Annotated in this window: 17 protein-coding genes and 1 riboswitch; of the genes, 2 read left to right on the forward strand and 15 right to left on the reverse strand. The window is 38.7% G+C overall.

Annotation, left to right across the window (positions count from 1 at the left end; all coding sequences use genetic code 11):
- Nucleotides 1-139: 139 nt before the first annotated feature.
- Together CZ487_RS15050 and CZ487_RS15055 are read right to left on the reverse strand one after the other, a co-directional pair.
- On the reverse strand, nt 140-808 hold the full coding sequence (locus tag CZ487_RS15050; protein WP_084783290.1) for a DUF4956 domain-containing protein: 669 nt from the start codon (nt 806-808) through the stop codon (nt 140-142).
- Entirely contained in the window at nt 809-1,573 is a 765-nt protein-coding gene (locus CZ487_RS15055; RefSeq protein WP_077213109.1) for a polyphosphate polymerase domain-containing protein, read from the reverse strand.
- A gap of 187 nt (nt 1,574-1,760) precedes the next feature.
- On the opposite strand from CZ487_RS15055, the gene CZ487_RS15060 reads away from it, so the two are divergent.
- Nucleotides 1,761-2,219, forward strand: a complete 459-nt coding sequence (locus CZ487_RS15060) for a YusW family protein (protein ID WP_077213110.1) — start codon at nt 1,761-1,763, stop codon at nt 2,217-2,219.
- A 39-nt stretch (nt 2,220-2,258) separates the two neighbouring features.
- Here CZ487_RS15060 and CZ487_RS15065 read toward each other — a convergent pair whose 3' ends face one another.
- Nucleotides 2,259-3,110 (reverse strand): VOC family protein, encoded by an 852-nt coding sequence (locus CZ487_RS15065; RefSeq protein WP_077213111.1) that lies wholly within the window; start codon nt 3,108-3,110, stop codon nt 2,259-2,261.
- 240 nt (nt 3,111-3,350) lie between these two features.
- On the opposite strand from CZ487_RS15065, the gene CZ487_RS15070 reads away from it, so the two are divergent.
- Entirely contained in the window at nt 3,351-3,677 is a 327-nt protein-coding gene (locus CZ487_RS15070; RefSeq protein ID WP_077213112.1) for a winged helix-turn-helix transcriptional regulator, read from the forward strand.
- A gap of 61 nt (nt 3,678-3,738) precedes the next feature.
- On the opposite strand, the gene CZ487_RS15075 is transcribed toward CZ487_RS15070, so the two are convergent.
- From CZ487_RS15075 to CZ487_RS15130, 12 genes are all read right to left on the reverse strand, one after another.
- Entirely contained in the window at nt 3,739-5,136 is a 1,398-nt protein-coding gene (locus CZ487_RS15075) for a tryptophanase (protein ID WP_077213113.1), read from the reverse strand.
- 94 nt (nt 5,137-5,230) lie between these two features.
- Nucleotides 5,231-6,910, reverse strand: a complete 1,680-nt coding sequence (locus CZ487_RS15080; protein WP_077213114.1) for a DUF6044 family protein — start codon at nt 6,908-6,910, stop codon at nt 5,231-5,233.
- A 171-nt stretch (nt 6,911-7,081) separates the two neighbouring features.
- Nucleotides 7,082-7,861, reverse strand: coding sequence for an energy-coupling factor transporter transmembrane component T family protein (locus tag CZ487_RS15085; protein ID WP_077213115.1), 780 nt, complete (start codon nt 7,859-7,861; stop codon nt 7,082-7,084).
- Nucleotides 7,861-9,531 carry an ABC transporter ATP-binding protein gene (locus CZ487_RS15090; protein WP_077213116.1) on the reverse strand — a complete coding sequence of 557 codons (1,671 nt, stop codon included), beginning with the start codon at nt 9,529-9,531 and terminating at the stop codon, nt 7,861-7,863. The genes CZ487_RS15085 and CZ487_RS15090 overlap by 1 nt, the downstream gene beginning before the upstream one ends.
- A complete protein-coding gene (locus tag CZ487_RS15095) occupies nt 9,509-10,120 on the reverse strand; it encodes an ECF transporter S component (RefSeq protein WP_077213117.1) in 612 nt (203 codons plus the stop codon). The genes CZ487_RS15090 and CZ487_RS15095 overlap by 23 nt, the downstream gene beginning before the upstream one ends.
- Before the next feature lie 22 nt (nt 10,121-10,142).
- Nucleotides 10,143-10,835: a thiaminase II gene (tenA, locus tag CZ487_RS15100; RefSeq protein WP_077213118.1), complete on the reverse strand. Its 693-nt coding sequence runs from the start codon at nt 10,833-10,835 to the stop codon at nt 10,143-10,145.
- A 157-nt stretch (nt 10,836-10,992) separates the two neighbouring features.
- A riboswitch (TPP riboswitch) is annotated at nt 10,993-11,094 on the reverse strand.
- A 117-nt stretch (nt 11,095-11,211) separates the two neighbouring features.
- Nucleotides 11,212-12,309, reverse strand: coding sequence for an enoyl-CoA hydratase/isomerase family protein (locus CZ487_RS15105; RefSeq protein WP_077213119.1), 1,098 nt, complete (start codon nt 12,307-12,309; stop codon nt 11,212-11,214).
- A gap of 155 nt (nt 12,310-12,464) precedes the next feature.
- Nucleotides 12,465-13,448: a ring-cleaving dioxygenase gene (locus CZ487_RS15110; RefSeq protein ID WP_077213120.1), complete on the reverse strand. Its 984-nt coding sequence runs from the start codon at nt 13,446-13,448 to the stop codon at nt 12,465-12,467.
- Between the two features lie 270 nt (nt 13,449-13,718).
- Complete coding sequence (locus CZ487_RS28175; RefSeq protein ID WP_077213121.1) at nt 13,719-15,410, reverse strand: methyl-accepting chemotaxis protein; 1,692 nt, start codon at nt 15,408-15,410, stop codon at nt 13,719-13,721.
- A gap of 189 nt (nt 15,411-15,599) precedes the next feature.
- Nucleotides 15,600-17,198 carry a M20/M25/M40 family metallo-hydrolase gene (locus CZ487_RS15120; protein ID WP_077213122.1) on the reverse strand — a complete coding sequence of 533 codons (1,599 nt, stop codon included), beginning with the start codon at nt 17,196-17,198 and terminating at the stop codon, nt 15,600-15,602.
- A gap of 84 nt (nt 17,199-17,282) precedes the next feature.
- Nucleotides 17,283-18,044 (reverse strand): dimethylarginine dimethylaminohydrolase family protein, encoded by a 762-nt coding sequence (locus CZ487_RS15125; protein ID WP_077213123.1) that lies wholly within the window; start codon nt 18,042-18,044, stop codon nt 17,283-17,285.
- 24 nt (nt 18,045-18,068) lie between these two features.
- Nucleotides 18,069-18,941: a dimethylarginine dimethylaminohydrolase family protein gene (locus tag CZ487_RS15130; RefSeq protein WP_077213124.1), complete on the reverse strand. Its 873-nt coding sequence runs from the start codon at nt 18,939-18,941 to the stop codon at nt 18,069-18,071.
- Nucleotides 18,942-19,177 lie beyond the last annotated feature (236 nt).

Raw genomic sequence — 19,177 nt, forward strand, 5'->3', positions numbered from 1 at the left:
CTATTATTTTATCTTAATATTTTGTTAATTCACACTAAAAGTTTTCGTATTTTGATGTTTCTAAGACATTTCATGATGACCGCTGTCTCCTAACACGGAAAAGCTGACCTTCTTTTTAGGAAGCTCAGCTTTTTCCCTATTAATCTAGTGTTTGTAAATATGATAATGAAACCTTTAAATTAGCGTTTCTCTCTCGAATCACGTTTAACAACTCGCGATCATGTGTGTCTACTTTGTTTCGAATCGCGAATGTATAAAGGATCATGGTTCCAAGATTGGTCGTTTCGACTTGGCGAAGAACATGATGTTCTGTGTATTTTTCTAGTATTTCATCGAACATGCCATCATAATTGAGATTTTCAGGGACAGTGACTTTTAGAATTTGTGTATCTTTCCCTTTTCCATAATCAAACTTATGTAAAAAATATAAAATCGCACATGAGAAAAGCGTTAAGACAATAGCCATCCCAATTTGATACAATCCGCATGTCATTCCTACACAAAGGCCGAAGAAAATATAGGCAATATCCTTTGCATCCGTCACTGCGCTGCGGAAGCGGATGAGTGAGAAAATCGCAAATAATCCAAATGCTACCCCTGCGTTATTACTGACGACATTCATAACGACAGAAACGACAACGCTCATAATAATGATCGTATGGACAAAAGATTGCGAATAGCGCTCCCCTTTAAATGTTTTTTGATAGACTTGTGTGATTACAAAGCTTAATATTGCCGCTGCTGCCATTGCAAATATTGTCAATACGATTGATGTCTCCTGCGCTTGCCCTGTTGATAATAATTCCATTTATACTCCAACTCCCATCGTTACTTTTTCATTCATGATGTTTCCTGGAAGACATTCCCCTTTTAATAACTCCAAACTTGTGCAAAATTTAGAAGCGCTTCTTTGTTCACAATCCAAATCCTGCAGGATGCGTGTCAGCCATAATGGCACACTATGTGTCACTTTCACCTCAAGAACGACAAGGTCCTCGTCAATGAAGTTTCTCCCATAAGGGCCATACTCAATATTGAGATCTTCATTGCGGCACCGTAAATTCAAGTCAAATGTGACGCGCAAATCAGGATCATTTATACAATGAAATGCATGGCGATCATAGCTCACAACCATTTCCGGCTCCAGCATATAGAGTTTCCGAAAATAATCTATTTCTTTAAAAATTTGCGGATTTGATGCTTCATAATCTAAGCAAGTATCATGTATCGGTTTGTTAATGTAGCGGTAAGCTTCCATTAATGGAATAACCGTTCTTCTTTTGTTCACAACATTATTATGCTTTTGCTTTACTTCAAAAAAAGCAATGCCATCAATATCCGTATCATCATAGATTCGCAATCTAAGCTTTTGCCGAAACTTTAACTTGTTTTTTGTCTCAAAGTAAATTTTGTGATCCTCGTTATCGAAATATAAAGAGGTCACCGTATATCTTCCTTGATCACCAAACTTATCGAAGCGCATATACGGTCCCATTTCCTCCACAAGGAGTTCATATTGACGCCGCGAAATTAAATACTTTTGTTCTCTTCTGCTAAAAATCTCTAGTACCATATTCTTCACTCTTTCATACTCATATTTTTACGATAAATTTATAATATCTTGACAATCTTAAAGTAAACTTAAAAGATTATGAGAATTTCATGAGAATAAGGAGAGAGTTGTAAAATAAGCACCTGCATAGATTCAGAGTTATTTCCCATAATAAATAAATGGAACCAACAGATCTTGGAGGAAGTTTATGAAGAATATTATAAATGTATGGATAATACTATTTATGGCAGGTTGCGGGAATCAGGATTCTGTCGATGATGCAGTAATCAATAATGACGGCCAATCCGATGAACTGACGATGAATGATGCAGAAACAATTCAATCAGAGATGAGATTTTTGGAATTCGATTTAGATGTGGATTATGAGGACGGACATGATTATGAATTAGAATTTGACGGCGACCGCGATCTCAAGATGGAAGCTTCTGTTGAAGATGAAATAAATGATAAGCATCTTGATCGTGAAGAAGCGGTAAGTGAAATTGTTCCTATTTTAGAAAAACTTACATTCACAAAAGATACAGATCAAGAAGATGTGATAAAAGAAGTGCTTCAATCCTTTCAGCTCCCAGAAGGTTATAAAGAGTTTGATTTAGAGGTCGAATTTAGTGATCATTCAAAGGCAGATTATCGAGACTCAAAATAGAGATAAGAAAATCCTTCCCCTAACGGAAGGATTTTTCTCTTATATGACTAATTTGATACAATTGCCTGACGGATCATAAGTGACAACTTCATTATCCTCTACAGAAACACGTGCACCCATGTTTTCTAAATTGGAGACTGTCTGGCTGCGTGCTTCCTCATTAGGAAACATCAGTGTAAAGAACTGCAGTCCCACGCTATTTTCGGCTGGTGCAGGTGCCCCGACACCATTCCATGTATTCAAACCAATATGATGATGATATTTACCAGTTGAGATGAAAAGGGCCTGACCTCCGTATCGGCACACTACTTCAAAACCAAGTCCTTGCGTATAATATTCCTCTGTCTTTGTTAACTCGGCAACATGTAAATGAATATGGCCCATGACGGTACCAGCAGGCAGGCCATTCCACGGCTGCTGCTGGTTCCCATTCGCCAGCAGGTCTTGAAAATTTAGTGGATCCACAGTCATAGCCACTTCTCCGTTGCTCCAATGCCACTGCGAAGGATCACGATCAATATAAATCTCAATTCCATTTCCATCAGGATCGGATAAATAAAGCGCTTCACTCACCAGATGGTCAGATGACCCCAATTGAATTTTATTTTCGATAAAATGGAAAACAATATTAGCTAAGTCTGATCGATTTGGCAAAAGAATGGCAAAATGATATAACCCAGTAGTTCGTCCTTGCTTCGGCAGGGCATTCTCCGGTTGTTCCAGCGATAAAATGCTAGTTTTTCCATCTGTCGTTAATTTGGCGCTTGTCTCTGTTTTTTCTAAAACCTTAAAGCCAATGATTTCTTGATAATACTTTAATGAACGCTCTAAACTTTCTACTTTAATCTTTACATGATCAACATAAGTGACCGGCTTTTGATGAAACCTCATATGTAATCCCCCTGTCTTATCGATAATTAGTAATTGCTATGGTATCTTCGCATATGTGTCATTTAAATTGTTATCATAATTTTCCCTTTTATTGGAGTTTCAATGCTTAAAAGAATAATAGTTACTTTATGTAAGTAAGTGTAAATTGGTAATGCCATTTTGTCAAGTTACTTTATTATGTTTTATAATGATATAAACAAACGAAAAGTGGTATAGTATTTGTGAAGAGGTGTCAATAAAATGGAAAAATCAGTTATTTGCCCGCGTTTTGAAAAAGCCATTTCCCTTTTAAGCCAAAGATGGACTGCACTAGTGATTTATCAACTACTGCAAGGACCGCAGCGTTTTAGCGAAATTCAAACATCCGTTGGAATTAGTGGAAAAGTGCTGTCAGACAGATTAAAAGACCTAGAGCAGCAAGGAATCATCAATAGAAAAGTGATACCTGAAACACCCGTGATGATTGAGTACTCCTTAACAGAGAAAGGTGCTTCATTAGAACCTATTTTAAGAGAAATTGAAAAATGGTCACAGTGCTGGATTCTGCCAGAAAATGTGGAAAACTAAAATAGCTGAACCAGTGTGATATTGGTTCACACTGGTTCAGCTTACTTTTTACCAAAAAAATTCATTCCTCAGCTGGCAGCAATTCAAATCCTGCTGTAAAGTGTCTAAGCGAAGTAATTGGACCTTCATAAACCAATTTCATACCACGATACTTCTCTCTTTGTTCATAAATTTCGCCGAGGGCGGAAACGATCACGTCCAAATGGTTATTTGTATATACCCTTCTTGAAATCGCGATCCTCATCACTTCTACTTCAGGGAAGATATCTTTTCCTGTAGTGGGATCTTTGGAGCCGAATGCACATGCCCCCAGTTCTACAGCCCTCACCCCTGCTTCTTCATATAAAGCGACAACTAGCCGCTGCGATGGGAACTCATGTTGTGGAATGTGAGGAAAAAATCTTCTCCCATCAACATATACCCCATGCCCTCCAGTTGGTTCGATAATGGGTATCCCTTTTTCTCTTAAACGGTCACCTAAATACTTTACTTGGTTAATTCGGTATTCTAAATACTGTTCGTCTGCCCCTTCTTGTAAGCCAACTGCAAGCGCTTCTAAGTCCCGGCCGGCTAAACCCCCGTAGGTGATATAGCCTTCATGCACAATGGCGAGCTGCTGTGCATGTTTTAACACCTCTGCATTTCGGGTGATAAACAAACCGCCGATGTTCACAAGGCCATCTTTTTTGGAGCTCATAATCGCTGTTTCACAGTAAGAGAACATTTCTCTTGTAATTTCTTTTATGGATTTATTCTGATAACCATCTTCTCTTTTTTTAATAAAGTAAGCGTTTTCAGACATGCGTGCAGCATCAATAACAAACGGAATTCTATGTTTCTTGGCCAGCAGGCTCGCTTCTCTTATGTTTTGCATCGAAACAGGCTGACCGCCATTGTTATTACAGGTGACCGTCATCATGACAACGGATATGTTTTCAGGTCCTTTTTCTTCTATTAACTTATCCATTTTTTTTAGGTCAATATTCCCCTTAAACGGGTGTGGCGGACTCGCTGTATCTTTTCCCTCATCGATTAAATGATCTACAACCAGTGCACCAAGAACTTCTGCATTTCCTCTAAAAGTGTCAAAATGCATATTGCCTATCGCGTATTTTCCTGGTTTTGCATATATTTTGGCCATCATGAAATCAGCTGCTCTTCCTTGATGGGTTGGCTGCACATATGGCATACCGAAGAGATCCTGAACTGATTGCTGTAATTTATAAAAACTTTTCGAACCTGCATAAGACTCATCACCCAGCATAAGGGCTGCCCATTGTTCATTGCTCATCGCCGATGTTCCGCTATCCGTAATACAATCGATGTATACATTTTCAGCTTTTATTTGAAACACATTATAGCGCGCCTCTTTAAGCCATTCCTGCCGCTCAGCTTTTGTCGTTTTCTTTATTTTCTCCACCATTTTGATGCGAAAAGGCTCAGCTGTCATAAAACGCATATGGAGATCATCCTTTCAAGGAGTCATTTTAAGGTCCTGTAACCATTTTACAGTCGGGAATCCGGTAACATTCGGAAAATTTTCATTTTATACTCTATAATGCCTTATACAAGTATATTTTCCAGGGTGTATCTTGAGATTGAAATACGGATTCAAGGTGCAACTGATTATCTCCTGCGTTTTCGATTTGCACAGCAGAAAAAATATAACTACCTCCCATTTTCTTAAATTGCTCTATATTCAACTGCAAATTTTTTATTGGCTTTTGCCTATCTTTTGTAAACATGTAATTCTTCCCTAATTCATTTGTAAAAATGTAGCAGCGGGCTCCCCATTCATCGAAATAGGTCGTAATGCTTGCGTTCTTAGCGAGCTCACTCTCAATAATCTTCCGAAACTCATTTTTATATGATAGCGGGTAAAAGTTATTATATGAATCAAGTGTATAAAAACCGTTATATTGCGGAATTGCTGGGTGCATGCCAATACTTGCGACTCGGTATTTCTCTACAGGAAGACCAATAAAATCTTTAATCTCCTGAAATTGTTTTTCAGCATAAAACTCACGTACGGTTGGATTTTTATAAAAGACGATTTCTTCATTTATTAAAAATAAGAAAATAATCTGTGCATACAATAGGATTTTTGCATTTCTCTTCCATTTTCCGCCCTTTTTCCATAGAATCTTTAAGCTAATCGCAAATAAAACATATATGACTAAAGGCCTTAAAAAATGATAGCGGGCGAAGTTAAAGGTATCTAGAAAATGAAATCTTTCTGTTAAAGGAAGCCATCCTTTATAGAACCAAAATGCATACCAGATTGACAAAAATACATTAACCCAAAATAGAAGAAGGAACATTTTTTCCCTTTTCCAAAGCTTGTGTATCAGGATGATATCTAAAGCCAGAAAGATAACAGGAAGCATGATGAATGTGTGGGCTGTCATGACATGGTGATGTCCTAATACAAAGTTCTTTATCGATAGAAGCACAGACCTCCAAAAAGGCAATCTCGCATGAAAATATTCATCCCTGCTTGTCGGATCTGTCATAAATAAAAAAGAGTACACTAACCGATATTCTACAATTAAATACATAACGCTCATCAAAACAATGGAGGAAAGAAAATGAAAATTCCAGCCTCTTCCCCTTACGAAATCAACGAACCACAGCATACCCATTGCAGATAAAAAGAAAAAGAACCCTAATACAATGCTTGAATAAAAAGGCAGCAAAAGAAGCGCGGCATAGTTTTTCCAAGAACTTTCCCCATTGCGAATGTTTAAGAATGCCCATAGAGCAAGAGGCATTCCAAGTGTACTGAGCATCCCGGAAGGCCAAAATAAAGTGAGAGAAAAAGCGAGCGCGACCCCAACACGAATGACTGACATTTCCTCACTCGGAATGAAGTGTTTCTTTAGTAATAAGTACATACCGAAGAAAGCTGCGAATCTCGTGATTGCCTGACTAACACCATAAGCCAACATCGTTGGAAAAAGGGCATAAAGCCAGACAATAAGACTGAATTCAGATGAAAATGCATTTCTAGATAAATGACCGTTCATAATCTGAGCGATGCTTGCGTCAACAGAACCGGATATTTCACCACTATTCGCAAGCACCTTATACCATGCGAGATTAGAATCCAAGTTATCATGTATTCGTATATGTGCATTTTCTCCAAGTATAAACAACGGAGATAAATAAACAACAATGATTAAAATAGCCATAGTGATAAGTTTACGTTCGCTTTGATGCTGAGTGCTTTCCATTTCCTAACACCTCTAAAATTTATATTAGGAGAATGACTTTCTTAATGTCTTTGCCGAAAACTTTTCCACTTTTATATTTCGGTTATAGATGGAAACTTATACCTAATCTCTAAATCCTATGAAACGCAAAAAAAAAGAGCCAAAGGCTCTTTTAAGAAAAATAGAGAAGTATTAAATGACAAATCGCACTCTAATGGCTGTTAGTCCCGCGTAGAGTATGAAAAGAAAAATTCCGAAAAACATATCCTTCTTTGTCCAAGGAACAGCATGATAATAAGTCCGTTCTCGACTCCCGTCGAATCCTTTTGATTCCATTGCAATCGCGACTCGTTCTGCTTTTCGGATGGCGCCTGCCATTAATGGAATGATTACCATCTTACTCTCGCGAATCTTATCCTTGATTCCCCGAGGTTCACCTAATCCGCGAATCCGATGCGCTGCACGGATTTGTTCTAACTCCTGGCGAAATAATGGAAGAAATCGATAAGCGGCCATCATTCCATACCCAAAACGCGGTGGCAGCTTGCAATGCTGAATAAGGCTTAACATGAGCTTCGTCGGCTCCGTTGTCAGAACAAACAGCAATGACCATGAAATAAATAACAGTGAACGGAGACCAAGAGATAGGCCAGTTAGCACATTTTCGAGTGCAACAGGCATGCTCCCGATGAAGAAAAGAACAGTATCTCCTCTATCACTTGGAAAGACGACATTTATCCAGATGAAACTAAAAGCAAAGAAACTAAAGGGGATGAGGATTTTGAATAGAAATCCAGGTGAAATTCCCCCTAAAAAAATAATTAAAGTCAGGGTGATGATCAGCATCAAAAGAGGCGTCCATGGATCAAAGACGGGTACCATGAAAAAGATGACGATTAAAACGCTAAAAAGCTTTAAAGTAGGGTTTACTTCCTGCAAGAAGAAGCCATTCTTTTGATAGTGTTCTAGCATTAGATCACTCCTTCCATTTCCCTTGTCAGCCTGTTCAGTGTATATGAGATCGGTACTTTCATAGACGAGGCCCCTAGTAATTCCTTTTGTTTAAATAGAGTCGTGACATCGCCCTCATAAGCAACGCTTCCTTCATTTAATAGAATTACTTTATTCGCATACTCTGCCACAAGTTCCATATCGTGAGTAATCATCAGAATTGTTTTTCCCTTTTGATTTAAAGTTTTCAACAACTCCATCATCACTTTGGTATTAATATGATCCTGCCCAAATGTGGGCTCATCAAGAATAAGCAGCTGTTGATCATTCGTTAACATCGTAGCAACTGACAAACGGCGTTTTTGCCCTTGGCTTAATGAAAATGGGTTATGATGCCTGTGATCAGTTAACCTAAATTGATGAAGAAGTTCCTTCAGTCTTTCTTTCCATTTATCTTCACCCCAGCCAAGGATCTTAAATCCATAGGCTAACTCTTGTTCAACCGTATCGCAAATGAATTGATGTTCAGGATTTTGAAAAACATAGCCAACTTTCTGCATGAGGTCCCTTGATTTTAAATCTCCAATCTCACGATTAAAGAAAGAAATCCTTCCACTTTCGGGCTTTAAAAATCGTAAAAATAATTTACTTAATGTACTTTTCCCAGCTCCATTAGGCCCGATTAACGCTGCAAACTCACCTGGAAGAATGGAGAAATTGACGTTATTTAACACTTTATGGTCGTTGTAGGAAAAAGACAAATTTTCCACTTGCAGTAGTGGCATTTGTTGTTCTCCGCTTCCTTGGAGTGCATGGATAGCCTGGCTTTGATCTCTCTGCACTTTAGGACTGCTAATAAACTCACTTTTAAATTCTTCTATACTTAAAGGAAACTTGCTCCAAACCTGGCCGTTTTCTTCTGCCGTTTTTGCTGCCTTGCAAATTTGCGGGATCCAAATTCCTTGGTTCTTAATCTCCCAATAATGATGACGAAAGACGTCTCTAGGATGCCCATCTGCCATAATGGTTCCATCGCCGCCAATAACAATCGTTCGATTCATATGCTGTAAAAGATCATCAAGTTTGTGCTCAATAAAGATTAATGTTTTGTTCAATTGTCGTGAAATGTCAGTGAATAACTGGAACATTTCCTCGGTGCTCGCTGGATCAAGATTTGCCGTAGGCTCATCTAAAATCAATATTTCAGGATCCATTGCGATCAGACAAGCTAAACCTAGCTTTTGCTTCATCCCGCCAGAAAGATCTTTTATCTGGGCCATTCTCCATTTTGTAAGCCCTGTTAATTCCAAGCTATTTTCCAGTCTTTTTTCGATTTCCTCTTTTGTTAGACACTGGTTCTCCAGCCCAAAGACAATTTCATCTTCAACAGTTAACATGCAAAACTGGGTGTCAGGATCCTGAAATAGGATCCCAACTCTTTCACTTGCTTCACGGAAATTCATCTTTAATGGCTGTTTCCCATTAATTGTAACGGTACCAGACAGATTGGCATCAATCGATTTTGGAATAATCCCATTTAAAGTCAATGCCAAGGTGCTTTTTCCACCGCCGCTCGGGCCAAGGATGAGAAGTTTTTCACCTTTATCAATCTGCAAATCTATGCCATTCAATACCTTTTTTCGTTGAAAGGGATAGGAAACCGTTAAATTATGAATGTTGAGATAGCTCATCTTCATTCACTCTCTGTTCTCGATAAATTTTCCCAAGCGCAAAATTATCCAACACTCCTGTTCGGCACAATGCATCTGCCAGCTTCTTACTGCCCCAGCCTGCCAGCACAGCACCGCTAATCAGCATCGCAATCAGCATCAGTCCAGTAATAACAGAAGAATACTGGCTATACCCATACATAAAATAGATCGTCACGAAATTAGCAAACGTACCAAACACCCCAGCAAGCATTAATGCAGGAAGCTTGTAGCTTCGATATAGTAATAGCGCTAAGGCCAGCTCTGCTCCCAGCCCTTGAGTAAAACCAAGAATGAGAACAGCTCCTGCACTTACGGAACCGACTAAAATTTCGGTACCAGCAGCAATCAATTCACCAACCAATGCCACTCCTGGCTTTCGAATTATATAAGCACAAACAATCGGGGCCATAATCCAAAAACCAGAGATTAATCCTCGAGCAACCGGACCGAATATTCCCTCTATCAGCTGTCCAAAAAAGATCCAAAGAAGATACAAGACGCCGAATACAATCGAAATAGAAGAGATCACAACAATTTCTCGTAAATTCAAAGATTTAGAGTTCTTCATGGCCGCCTTCTCCTTTTCGCAATCATTCTATTACAGCTGCCTTTGTGTTTTGAACGGGCCAGTCCTCCAGCTTATAGGCCATATCAAAGAACATATATTCAAGCTGGCTGCTGACCATGAAATGTTCTCTCATTCTATCTTTTTCTTGTTGGGATGCTGTAAGTGATAATTCATCTAATCTTTTTAATGATTTATACATACGAATAGGCTCTTTACCGCCATAGAACATAATCCAGTCATAAAAAGGATGAGAAGGCTTCGGTTCGTACTCTTTGATGATCCTTTCACCTATGTATGAGTAAATATATGGACAAGGAAGGGTAACGGCAATGGTTTCCCCAAGAGTTCCCGAGCGGGCAGCATTTAACATATGCTTTGTATAGTGCTGGGCAGTTGGAGCTAATGGGAAGCCTTGCAAATCCTCGTATCTAACTCCTGCTACACTGCAAAAGTTGTTATGAGGATGTACTTCACTGTTTAAAACAAATGAAATACTAGTATTGAACATCGCCATGTCTTCTCGGCTTGTGCATTTGGAAATCCCTAAAGCATAGGCTTGCATTATACTATTTAAATACTCAAAGTCTTGCTTCACATAATGAATCAATTGCTCCTTCCCCAACGTTCCCTCTGCCACACCTCTGACAAATGGATGATCATAGCATGCCTCAAAGATATAATTTGCCTCTTCTCGTAATTGCTGTGTAAAACTCATCAAAATTCCTCCTTTTTTTTAAAAAAGGAAGCCAAACTAAAGGGTGGACTTTTAATCTAACAAAAAAAGCCGCTCCAAAAATGGAGCGACTTCTTACTGAAAGGATCATTCAATAAACAAATTGTCGTAAAAGAATCCTAGCAGTGTAGTTTAAAAGATTAAGCCGTCTCCACTTCCCTACGCTAGTGCTAACTAGATCAGGTTCAAAGGGATTAAGAAAACTCTTATCTCAGCCAAAACGGCACCCCTAGTGGACTTCCTTATTTAATTGTTTCTAACCTTATCATATGATCAAAATCTTGTCAAAATCCAAAATAGTAAAAAACTTTAAAGACTTAAGAAACCTTTTTAACCTTTGCTATTATAAAATAATTCTTTATGATTGCTTTAATCCCTTTTCAATGAGATCAAAAGCTGTGAAAATCTCCTCATTCTGCCATGCAAAAAAGCTTGCCACCTGATCTTCTGAAATATGTTCCAATACATTATACTTCCATTTTGGAGAACGATCCTTATCGACTAATACGGAGCGGACCCCTTCATAAAAATCTTCATTATTCATAAAATTCATGCTTAAAGCCATTTCCATTTTGAAGCAGTCTGAAAGTGACATCGTTTTTCCTTTTTGCAGCTGTGAAAGGGTAACTTTCAAGGAAAGAGGAGACTTCTCTAAAAGAATCTTTCTTGTTTCTTTTTCCCATTGCCCTTCGCTCTTCTCTAATGAAGCAAGGATTTCCTCGAGTGTTTCAAAACCAAAATGTTGATTAATTTTTTCCTGAAGAAGATGAAATGGTGCTTCAGCTTCCGGTGTTTCCATATATTGCTGAATCAATTCGGTAAGTTGGGAACCAGCAGTAGAATCCTTCCAATCATGAGTTAACATCTCTTCTTTTAACTTAGGCAATGTATTGCTTTTAAGAATGTAATCTGCTCCGCCAGTATAGAGGATATCTTCTGCTTTAATGATGCTGGAAGTCAAAGCTAAATAGCGACCTGACTGTCCTGGCATTTTATTAAGAAAATAACTCGCCCCGACATCAGGAAAAAAGCCTATATTCATTTCAGGCATCGACCATTTTGTGTTCTCCGTTACAATACGATGACTGCATCCTGCTGAAATTCCGACGCCGCCACCCATAACGATTCCGTCCATTAGAACAAGAACAGGCTTTGGATAATGATGAAATAAAAGATCCATTTGATATTCAATAGAGAAAAAGTCAAGTGCCACTTGCTGGACATTCTTTTCTCTAAGCTCATACAGCGCTTTCATATCACCGCCCGCACATAAACCTTTTGTTCCTTCACCAGTAATACAAACCAAGGAAACTTCATTATCATTTGTCCATTCTTGTAATGCTCCATAAATAATCTTCACCATATCCACATTCAAGGAATTTAATGCTGTCGGCCGATTAAGTGAAATCCAGCCTACTCTATTCTTCACCTCTGTTAATACGCTTGATTGACTCAAAATCTTTCCACCACCTTATCATGATTCTCCCCTTATGTATGTTCAATAAGCACTCTTGATAGCAAAATACCCACCATGATCCGGTTGAACAGGCATGGTGGGTATCTATTAACATATTATCATGTTTTGTTTTTTCGGTAAAATGAATTTTCTAATCATTCATATTCTTTCTCAAATTCTTTTGTACTTCTCACCGTGTCAATCGGGCGAACTAATTTCTCAATTTGTTCTCTCTTCTCTTCAAAAAATGGCGGCAGTGATAATTTTTCTCCGAGTGTTTCGTAAGGTTCATCCCCCATAAAACCTGGGCCATCTGTGGCAAATTCAAATAGTATTTGCGGAGCCACTCTAGCATATAAAGATTGGAAAAAGTAACGGTCAACAAAACCTGAAGTTTGGAAGCCGAAGCTTTCCATCCGATTTGTCCATTCATCCAGTACTGTCCGATCCTCGACACGGAAAGCAGCATGGTGGACTGTACCAAAACCTTGACGTCCTTGAGGAAGAATCGCATTGTATTCAACGATGATGGAAGCACCATTTCCGCCTTCACCCACTTCAAATAAATGAAGTGGCCCTTCTGCCGCTGTTTCCTTGAACAACAGCACTTTTTCTATCATCTCTTTAAAATAGTCAAAATCAGCGACCATCACAAAAATGGGTCCTAACCCAGTGATGGCGTACTCCAAAGGAATGGGACCCTTTTGCCAAGGCGTGCCAGAAGCCACTCCCTCATTTTTCTCATCAGAAACTAACATATACTGTTGATCATCAAAGTCGACGAAAGAAAGCGTTTTTTTACCGAAAAGCTCCTTCACTCCGGAGTGTTTAATGTTTAAGCGGTCAAAACGCTTAACCCAATAATCAATGGCAGCATCGGTTGGAACGCGGAAGGACGTTCTTGAAATTTCGTTCGTCCCATGTGTTCCTTTTGGTATTCCCGGAAAATCAAAGAAGGTCATATCTGTTCCTGGACTGCCTTTGTCATCTGCAAAAAATAAATGGTATGTCCTGATATCATCCTGATTGACCGTTTTCTTTACTAATCTCATTCCTAACACATAAGTAAAAAACTCATAGTTTTTCTCAGCACTGCTTGTAATCGCGGTGACGTGATGGATACCTTTTAATCCGTTCATATTGTGTAATCCCCCATTGTTTTTTATTATTTTGTCCATAAAAGTGAAACTTCCATCAGTGTAACTACATTTATCCTAAAGCTGATAAAGCTGTCACGTTTATAATGAGCATTTATTTAATGTTAAATTACCCTTAATTAAATTATCTTTAATTCAAAATAAATGTATCATGATTTTATACGAACTGTCAAATAGAAGAAATGAGAAGCTTATTGTATACAAAAAAAGACAAAAGCTTAACCTCTTGTCTTTTTTTGTAATAGGTGGTTTTTACACCTTAAATTTTCTAATCATTTCTTGCAATTCTTCGGCCATCCTTGAAAGTGAGGAAGAAGATGCAGTCATTTCCTCCATTGCTGCGAGCTGTTCTTCTGTAGCAGCCGACATCGTTTGCGTTCCAGCTGCCGTTACACTCGAAATTTCGGTAATCAAGTCAACATTTTCTACCATTTGGTCTGTTCCAGCAGACATTTCTTGAACCGAAGAGGTAACTTCCTGTATTTGCGTCGTGACCTCTAGGACTGCCTTTTGAATTTCATCAAAAGAAGCTCCTGTGCTGTGAACAGATGTAATCCCTTCTGCCACTTTTGTTGTCGTTTCTTCCATTGTTGAAACGGTTTGGCGTGTATCCTGTTGAATGACAGAAATGAGCTGAGATATTTCCTGTGCTGACCCTGCAGATTGTTCTGCTAATTTTCTCACTTCATCCGCTACAACAGCAAACCCGCGTCCATGTTCTCCCGCTCTCGCTGCTTCAATCGCTGCATTTAAGGCAAGCAGGTTGGTCTGACCGGCAATTCCCGTAATAGCATTTACAATTTCACTTATTTCACCTGAACGATCTCCTAATGTTTTAACCATTCTTGATAATTCATTAACACTTTCATTAATATCATTCATTTGCGTAATAACTGTTGTGACTGCATGGTTACCTTCCACTGCTTTTTCAGAAGCTTGGAGGGCAGTGGTCGACACCACCTCAGAGCTGGCAGCTATTTGTCTTACTGAAGCAGATAAATCGTGAACCGTTTCTTTCGTATCATTGACACTTTGCACCTGTTTGTTCGTTCCGACAGCCACTTCTTGTACGGTTGCTGCGATTTGTTCAGTTGCCCTCGTAGTCTCCTCAGAACTAGCTGTTAGCTGTTCTGATGCAGCTGCCACTTGTTCGGCATTATGTGTGACTTGAATGATTAGCTCTCTTAATTTCCCGATCATTTTATTAAAAGATGCTGCCATTTCGCCAAGTTCATCTTTTGAATCCACTCTAATATTCTGTGTTAGATCTCCTTCGCCTTCCGCAATTTCTTGTAATCGCCGGTTCATGATTTTCAGCGGTTTATTAATCGATCTTACAGTTAAAATAGCGAGTACGATCCCTCCAGCCATTACAACCAAGTTCACTATTAAAAAGACAGTATTTTGTACCTTTTGCTGATTATCTAAAAGCAGCTTCTTATCGTCAATTTTCTTCGTCATGTCTTGAATAAATTGATTAATGCTTGGATCTACCTGTTCTTTACGAATACCTCTTTGTTCTTCCATATGCATGGTAAATGCTAGTTCGTGGTCTCCACTTTCATAGGTATCTACCACTTTTATATTCTCTTCAAAATAAATAGATAAACTTTCTTTTATAGAGTTAATTTTTTCTCTTTCCTCAGAGTCTAGATGTGACATACTTTCTAACTGTGCTAAATAACCAGAAATATCTTCCTTTTTCTCTTGTATTCCAGCAATAAGCTCTGGGTCTCCAGAAAGGAGAAAGGCTCTTTCATCATTAGATATTCCCGTAAACCGATACTGTAGTGTTTTAAGAACAAGCTGAACTTCCTCATCTTTTTGCATATTCGTAAATGCTTTCTCAGTACCCTTTATTTGAAAGACTGACAGAACTGCCGAAATAACCAGCCCTGATATTAATACTGAGGCTAGTAAAATTAATTTTGTTTTTATTTTCATGACTATTCCCCCAAAATTTTAAAACATAAAATTGTTACCATTTACCTAGTTCACCATATTTAGACATAATTTTAGCATAATAATTTGTTTCTAACTATATAAAAAAGAACTTGGTACATCCCAAGTTCTTTAAAAATATTAGTGTAACAAAATATTAACTTATTACTCCTAGGTCTTAATTCTCTTATTTTAGATTAAACTCTTAATTAATCGCTGGAGCATAACAGGTGTTTGAACAAAAGCACTTTCAGTATGAAGACGTTCTGTGCTTTGGTGGGCATCCTTTCCGAATGGCCCAACATTCAGCACAGGTGCTTGCAGCTCCATCATGTCTTGAAAAGGAATTGAGTACGCAGTTCCCCAAATCGGCGTATTTTGTTCGAAAACTGTCCAGCCTTTTCCATCGTCATCGTACTGAACATAGCTCAAATCACAAATACCATTAAAGTAGTGAATTTGACTCACATCAATACCAAGCTGCTTGGCCGTATCTTTTAAAACATCAATCGCATCCTTGATTACCATGTCATTTGAGGAATTGACCGCTGGGTAGTATGGCGGTGCAAATAGAATCACGATAGAAGGAGATAATTCCTTACATCTGGTCATCAGTTTATCTGCCATACGTAATGACTTCTCCCTTTCATCCCAGATATCATTCTTTAATACTTCATTCTTTAATTGAACTATAAAATCACTGCCAAACTTGTTTTCTGCATATTGTAATAGTTCTCCATATCGAAGGACTTTCACTACTCCAATTGGGGTAATCTGTTCCTGCCTACACAGCTTTTGATAAGCATCGTTACACCGTTTTGCGGCCTCATTTGCTATTTTTCCAAAAATATCCATCACTTCAGAAGCGCTTCTCTTTAGTAAAAATACATTATAAAGGGCAACCGCACGATACGGAGTTTGAACTGAATATTGCAATTGCAGGTCTTTTTGCTGCAGCGAAACAGGAAGCGGTGTACTTTCGCCAAGATGTTCTTCCCTGAAAAGACTGTTCCATTCCATTAATTGCGTTAAATAGGATGATATATAATTCGCTGTCATTCCCTTTAAAGGTTCACCCACATGTGTTTCTTTTCCGTAGAAGAGGGCAGCAGGCATAATTTTCCCCATCGAACCGCTATAAATATATTGTTTCTGATCGCCGGGCTTTTGTGGGAATGATGGTTCACTATTCAAGAATAATTTATAGGTAATGTTATAATGATCCCGCATTGAGACTAGTTCTGTCACTGCACATCGCATTCCAGCTGAGTTTACTTCCTCATCAGGAACCGTTAATAACAAGAGATTAATCGGCCATTGTTCCACGCTTGCTTTTTCAATCAGTGCCATATGAAGAGCCAGCCCCATTTTCATATCCATCGTGCCGCGTCCGAAGAGATAATTTCCTGATTCTAAATCAAGTCGTGCTTCCTCTTTTAGATGACTTTTTCTATGCTGAAGTTCCCGCGTGAGCTCAATTGGACGATAGGCAAGATGTTCTAAGTCACCATATTCTTCGGCAGCTACAGTATCAAAATGGCTGATCAGCACAACCGTGTCACGGACTTCTGGATGCTTGTAAAAGGCTGTAACAAAATGCCGGCCAAGATCAGCTTCATGAAGTGATAATTGCTCAGGGTATTTCTGAAAGTACTCTAGGCTAGATAGTTTCTTTTCAAGTTTAAAAGGGAATGATCGTTCTCCCTCTGTATGTGTACGACTCTCCCAGCTGACAAGCTCACAAAGTAATTGTTGAAGAGTCTCGGGAGTGCCCCAACATAATTCACTCATGAAAATCACCCTTCTAAAATAAAATAACAAGGAAACAGCAGCCTTAGCATAAAGGTTACAGCTGTTTCCTTATTTCATAGGTTACTAAAAACGAAGTGATAAGCAGCTCAATCCGCCATCTTGCTTTTGAAATTCTGACATTTCAAGCTCTATCGTCTCAAAACCGGCTTCTTGAATTTTTCGTACTGACTCGTCAAAGCCCTTTGGAATGATGACGTAGTCATTTACACGAATGCAGTTCGCCGCATATTCCTCTTCATCCGAAATCGTAATTTTATCGTACTGAGCAAAATCAGGATGGTCAATGAACTCTCCTGCTGCCAGAATCGTGTTATTCCCAATGTAGGAAATTCCTGTTTTTAAATGGAAAAACTTCTTAAGCGGTACGATTGTAGCTTTATATCCTTCAGCTTCCAAGATTTTTTTTAATTGCCGGGCTCCTTCTTCATTGGTACGAGTGGAAACGCCAATATAGAATTGGTCTTCAATTTGAAGAATGTCCCCGCCCTCCAGTGTTCCTGGTGCTTTTATGTAATAAAGTTTATTGTAAAAGTCCTTTAGCACAGGTTCCATTTCTTCAATTTCTCTGTTGCGTGAAGCTGCACCTGGATTTGTCACAACCGCAAAATTCGGCGTTAGCACTGCTGTGTCCTCTACGAAAGTTGAATCAGGAAAAGTTTCACTTGCCTGCAAATGTGTGACTTCAACACCGCATTTTTTTAGTGCTTCAACGTACGCTGCATGCTGCTTCAGGGTTTTATCATAATCCGGCGTGCCTAAATCGGATGTTGTTAATCCATTTACATAGCTTTTTCCAGGTGTTTTAACAATTACGTTTTTGAACATACTATCTTCCCCCATTATCGTAATTTAAGCTCGAATAACCGGACAGGTTAAACATGTTGGCCCTCCGGTACCTTTGTAGCTGATTTCATTCCCTTTGTACTCATATACCGTTGCTCCGGCATCAATCAGACGCTGTTTCGTTACCGGATTTCCAGCCGCTATTACGCACACTCTTGGAGCTAATGCGAGGACATTACAGCCAAGGTTCCTATATTCTTCATCGGGAACCTCAATGAGCGTGATGCCGCGCTCGATTAAGAGCTGTCTGAAAAATACAGGCATGAGACGAGAATGAACGACCGCTAAATCTTGATCCACCATACTGATAAAAGACATAAGATGCAGGCATTCATCTTCCCCTTGGTCATGTGGAAGCTGCACAACAATGAACTCATCAACCAGATGTGCCGTCATCTCTTTTAATTGTTTAATAGCTTCGTTGTTCGTTCGATAGCCTAAACCCACTGCGAGTGTTTTATCGTCAAGCCAAACTAGGTCACCGCCATCTGATACGGCGTCTCCTGTGAGTTCACCAATAATAGGAATGCCTTTTTCCAGTAAATATTCTTTATAAATTCTTGCCTCTGGCTGTCTTAGTTTTTTCCCAGACTTTAAGATAATGGCTCCTTCTTTTGTAAATTTAATAGGATCATGGGCGTATAACGAATCTAACCCCGCCTCGCTGGATGCCGGTAAATAGTCAATAATTGGGACATTCTTTTCTAAAATAGAGATGAATTCAGCGTACTCTTTAATTGATTCTTCGAAGTTCGGTTCTTCTATATAATTAAACTTTTTCCACTCTTCACTTAAATGCTGCTGACTGATAAAAGCCTCATTAGGATGCTTAACAATCACATGCTTTAATGATTGGTACATTGAAGAACTATATGTCATGTATCATTTCACTCCTCCCGCATAGTGATAACCATTTCCGAAAACAGGAATATTATGTTTAAATAATAAGCTTGCTATACTATAATGTCAATAAATTTAAAATATTTACACTGTTGGCTTTTCTTTAACAATTAGAAATTGGAGGACTTCGGGGTAATAATACTAAAGTCCTGACAACATTTTAGAAATGCTTAATTAAAAATAAAACCTTCATCACATTTAGCAATGAAGGTTTT

Source organism: Robertmurraya dakarensis (assembly GCF_900156875.1).
In the GTDB taxonomy this organism is placed as follows: Bacteria; Bacillota; Bacilli; order Bacillales; family Cytobacillaceae; genus Robertmurraya; species Robertmurraya dakarensis.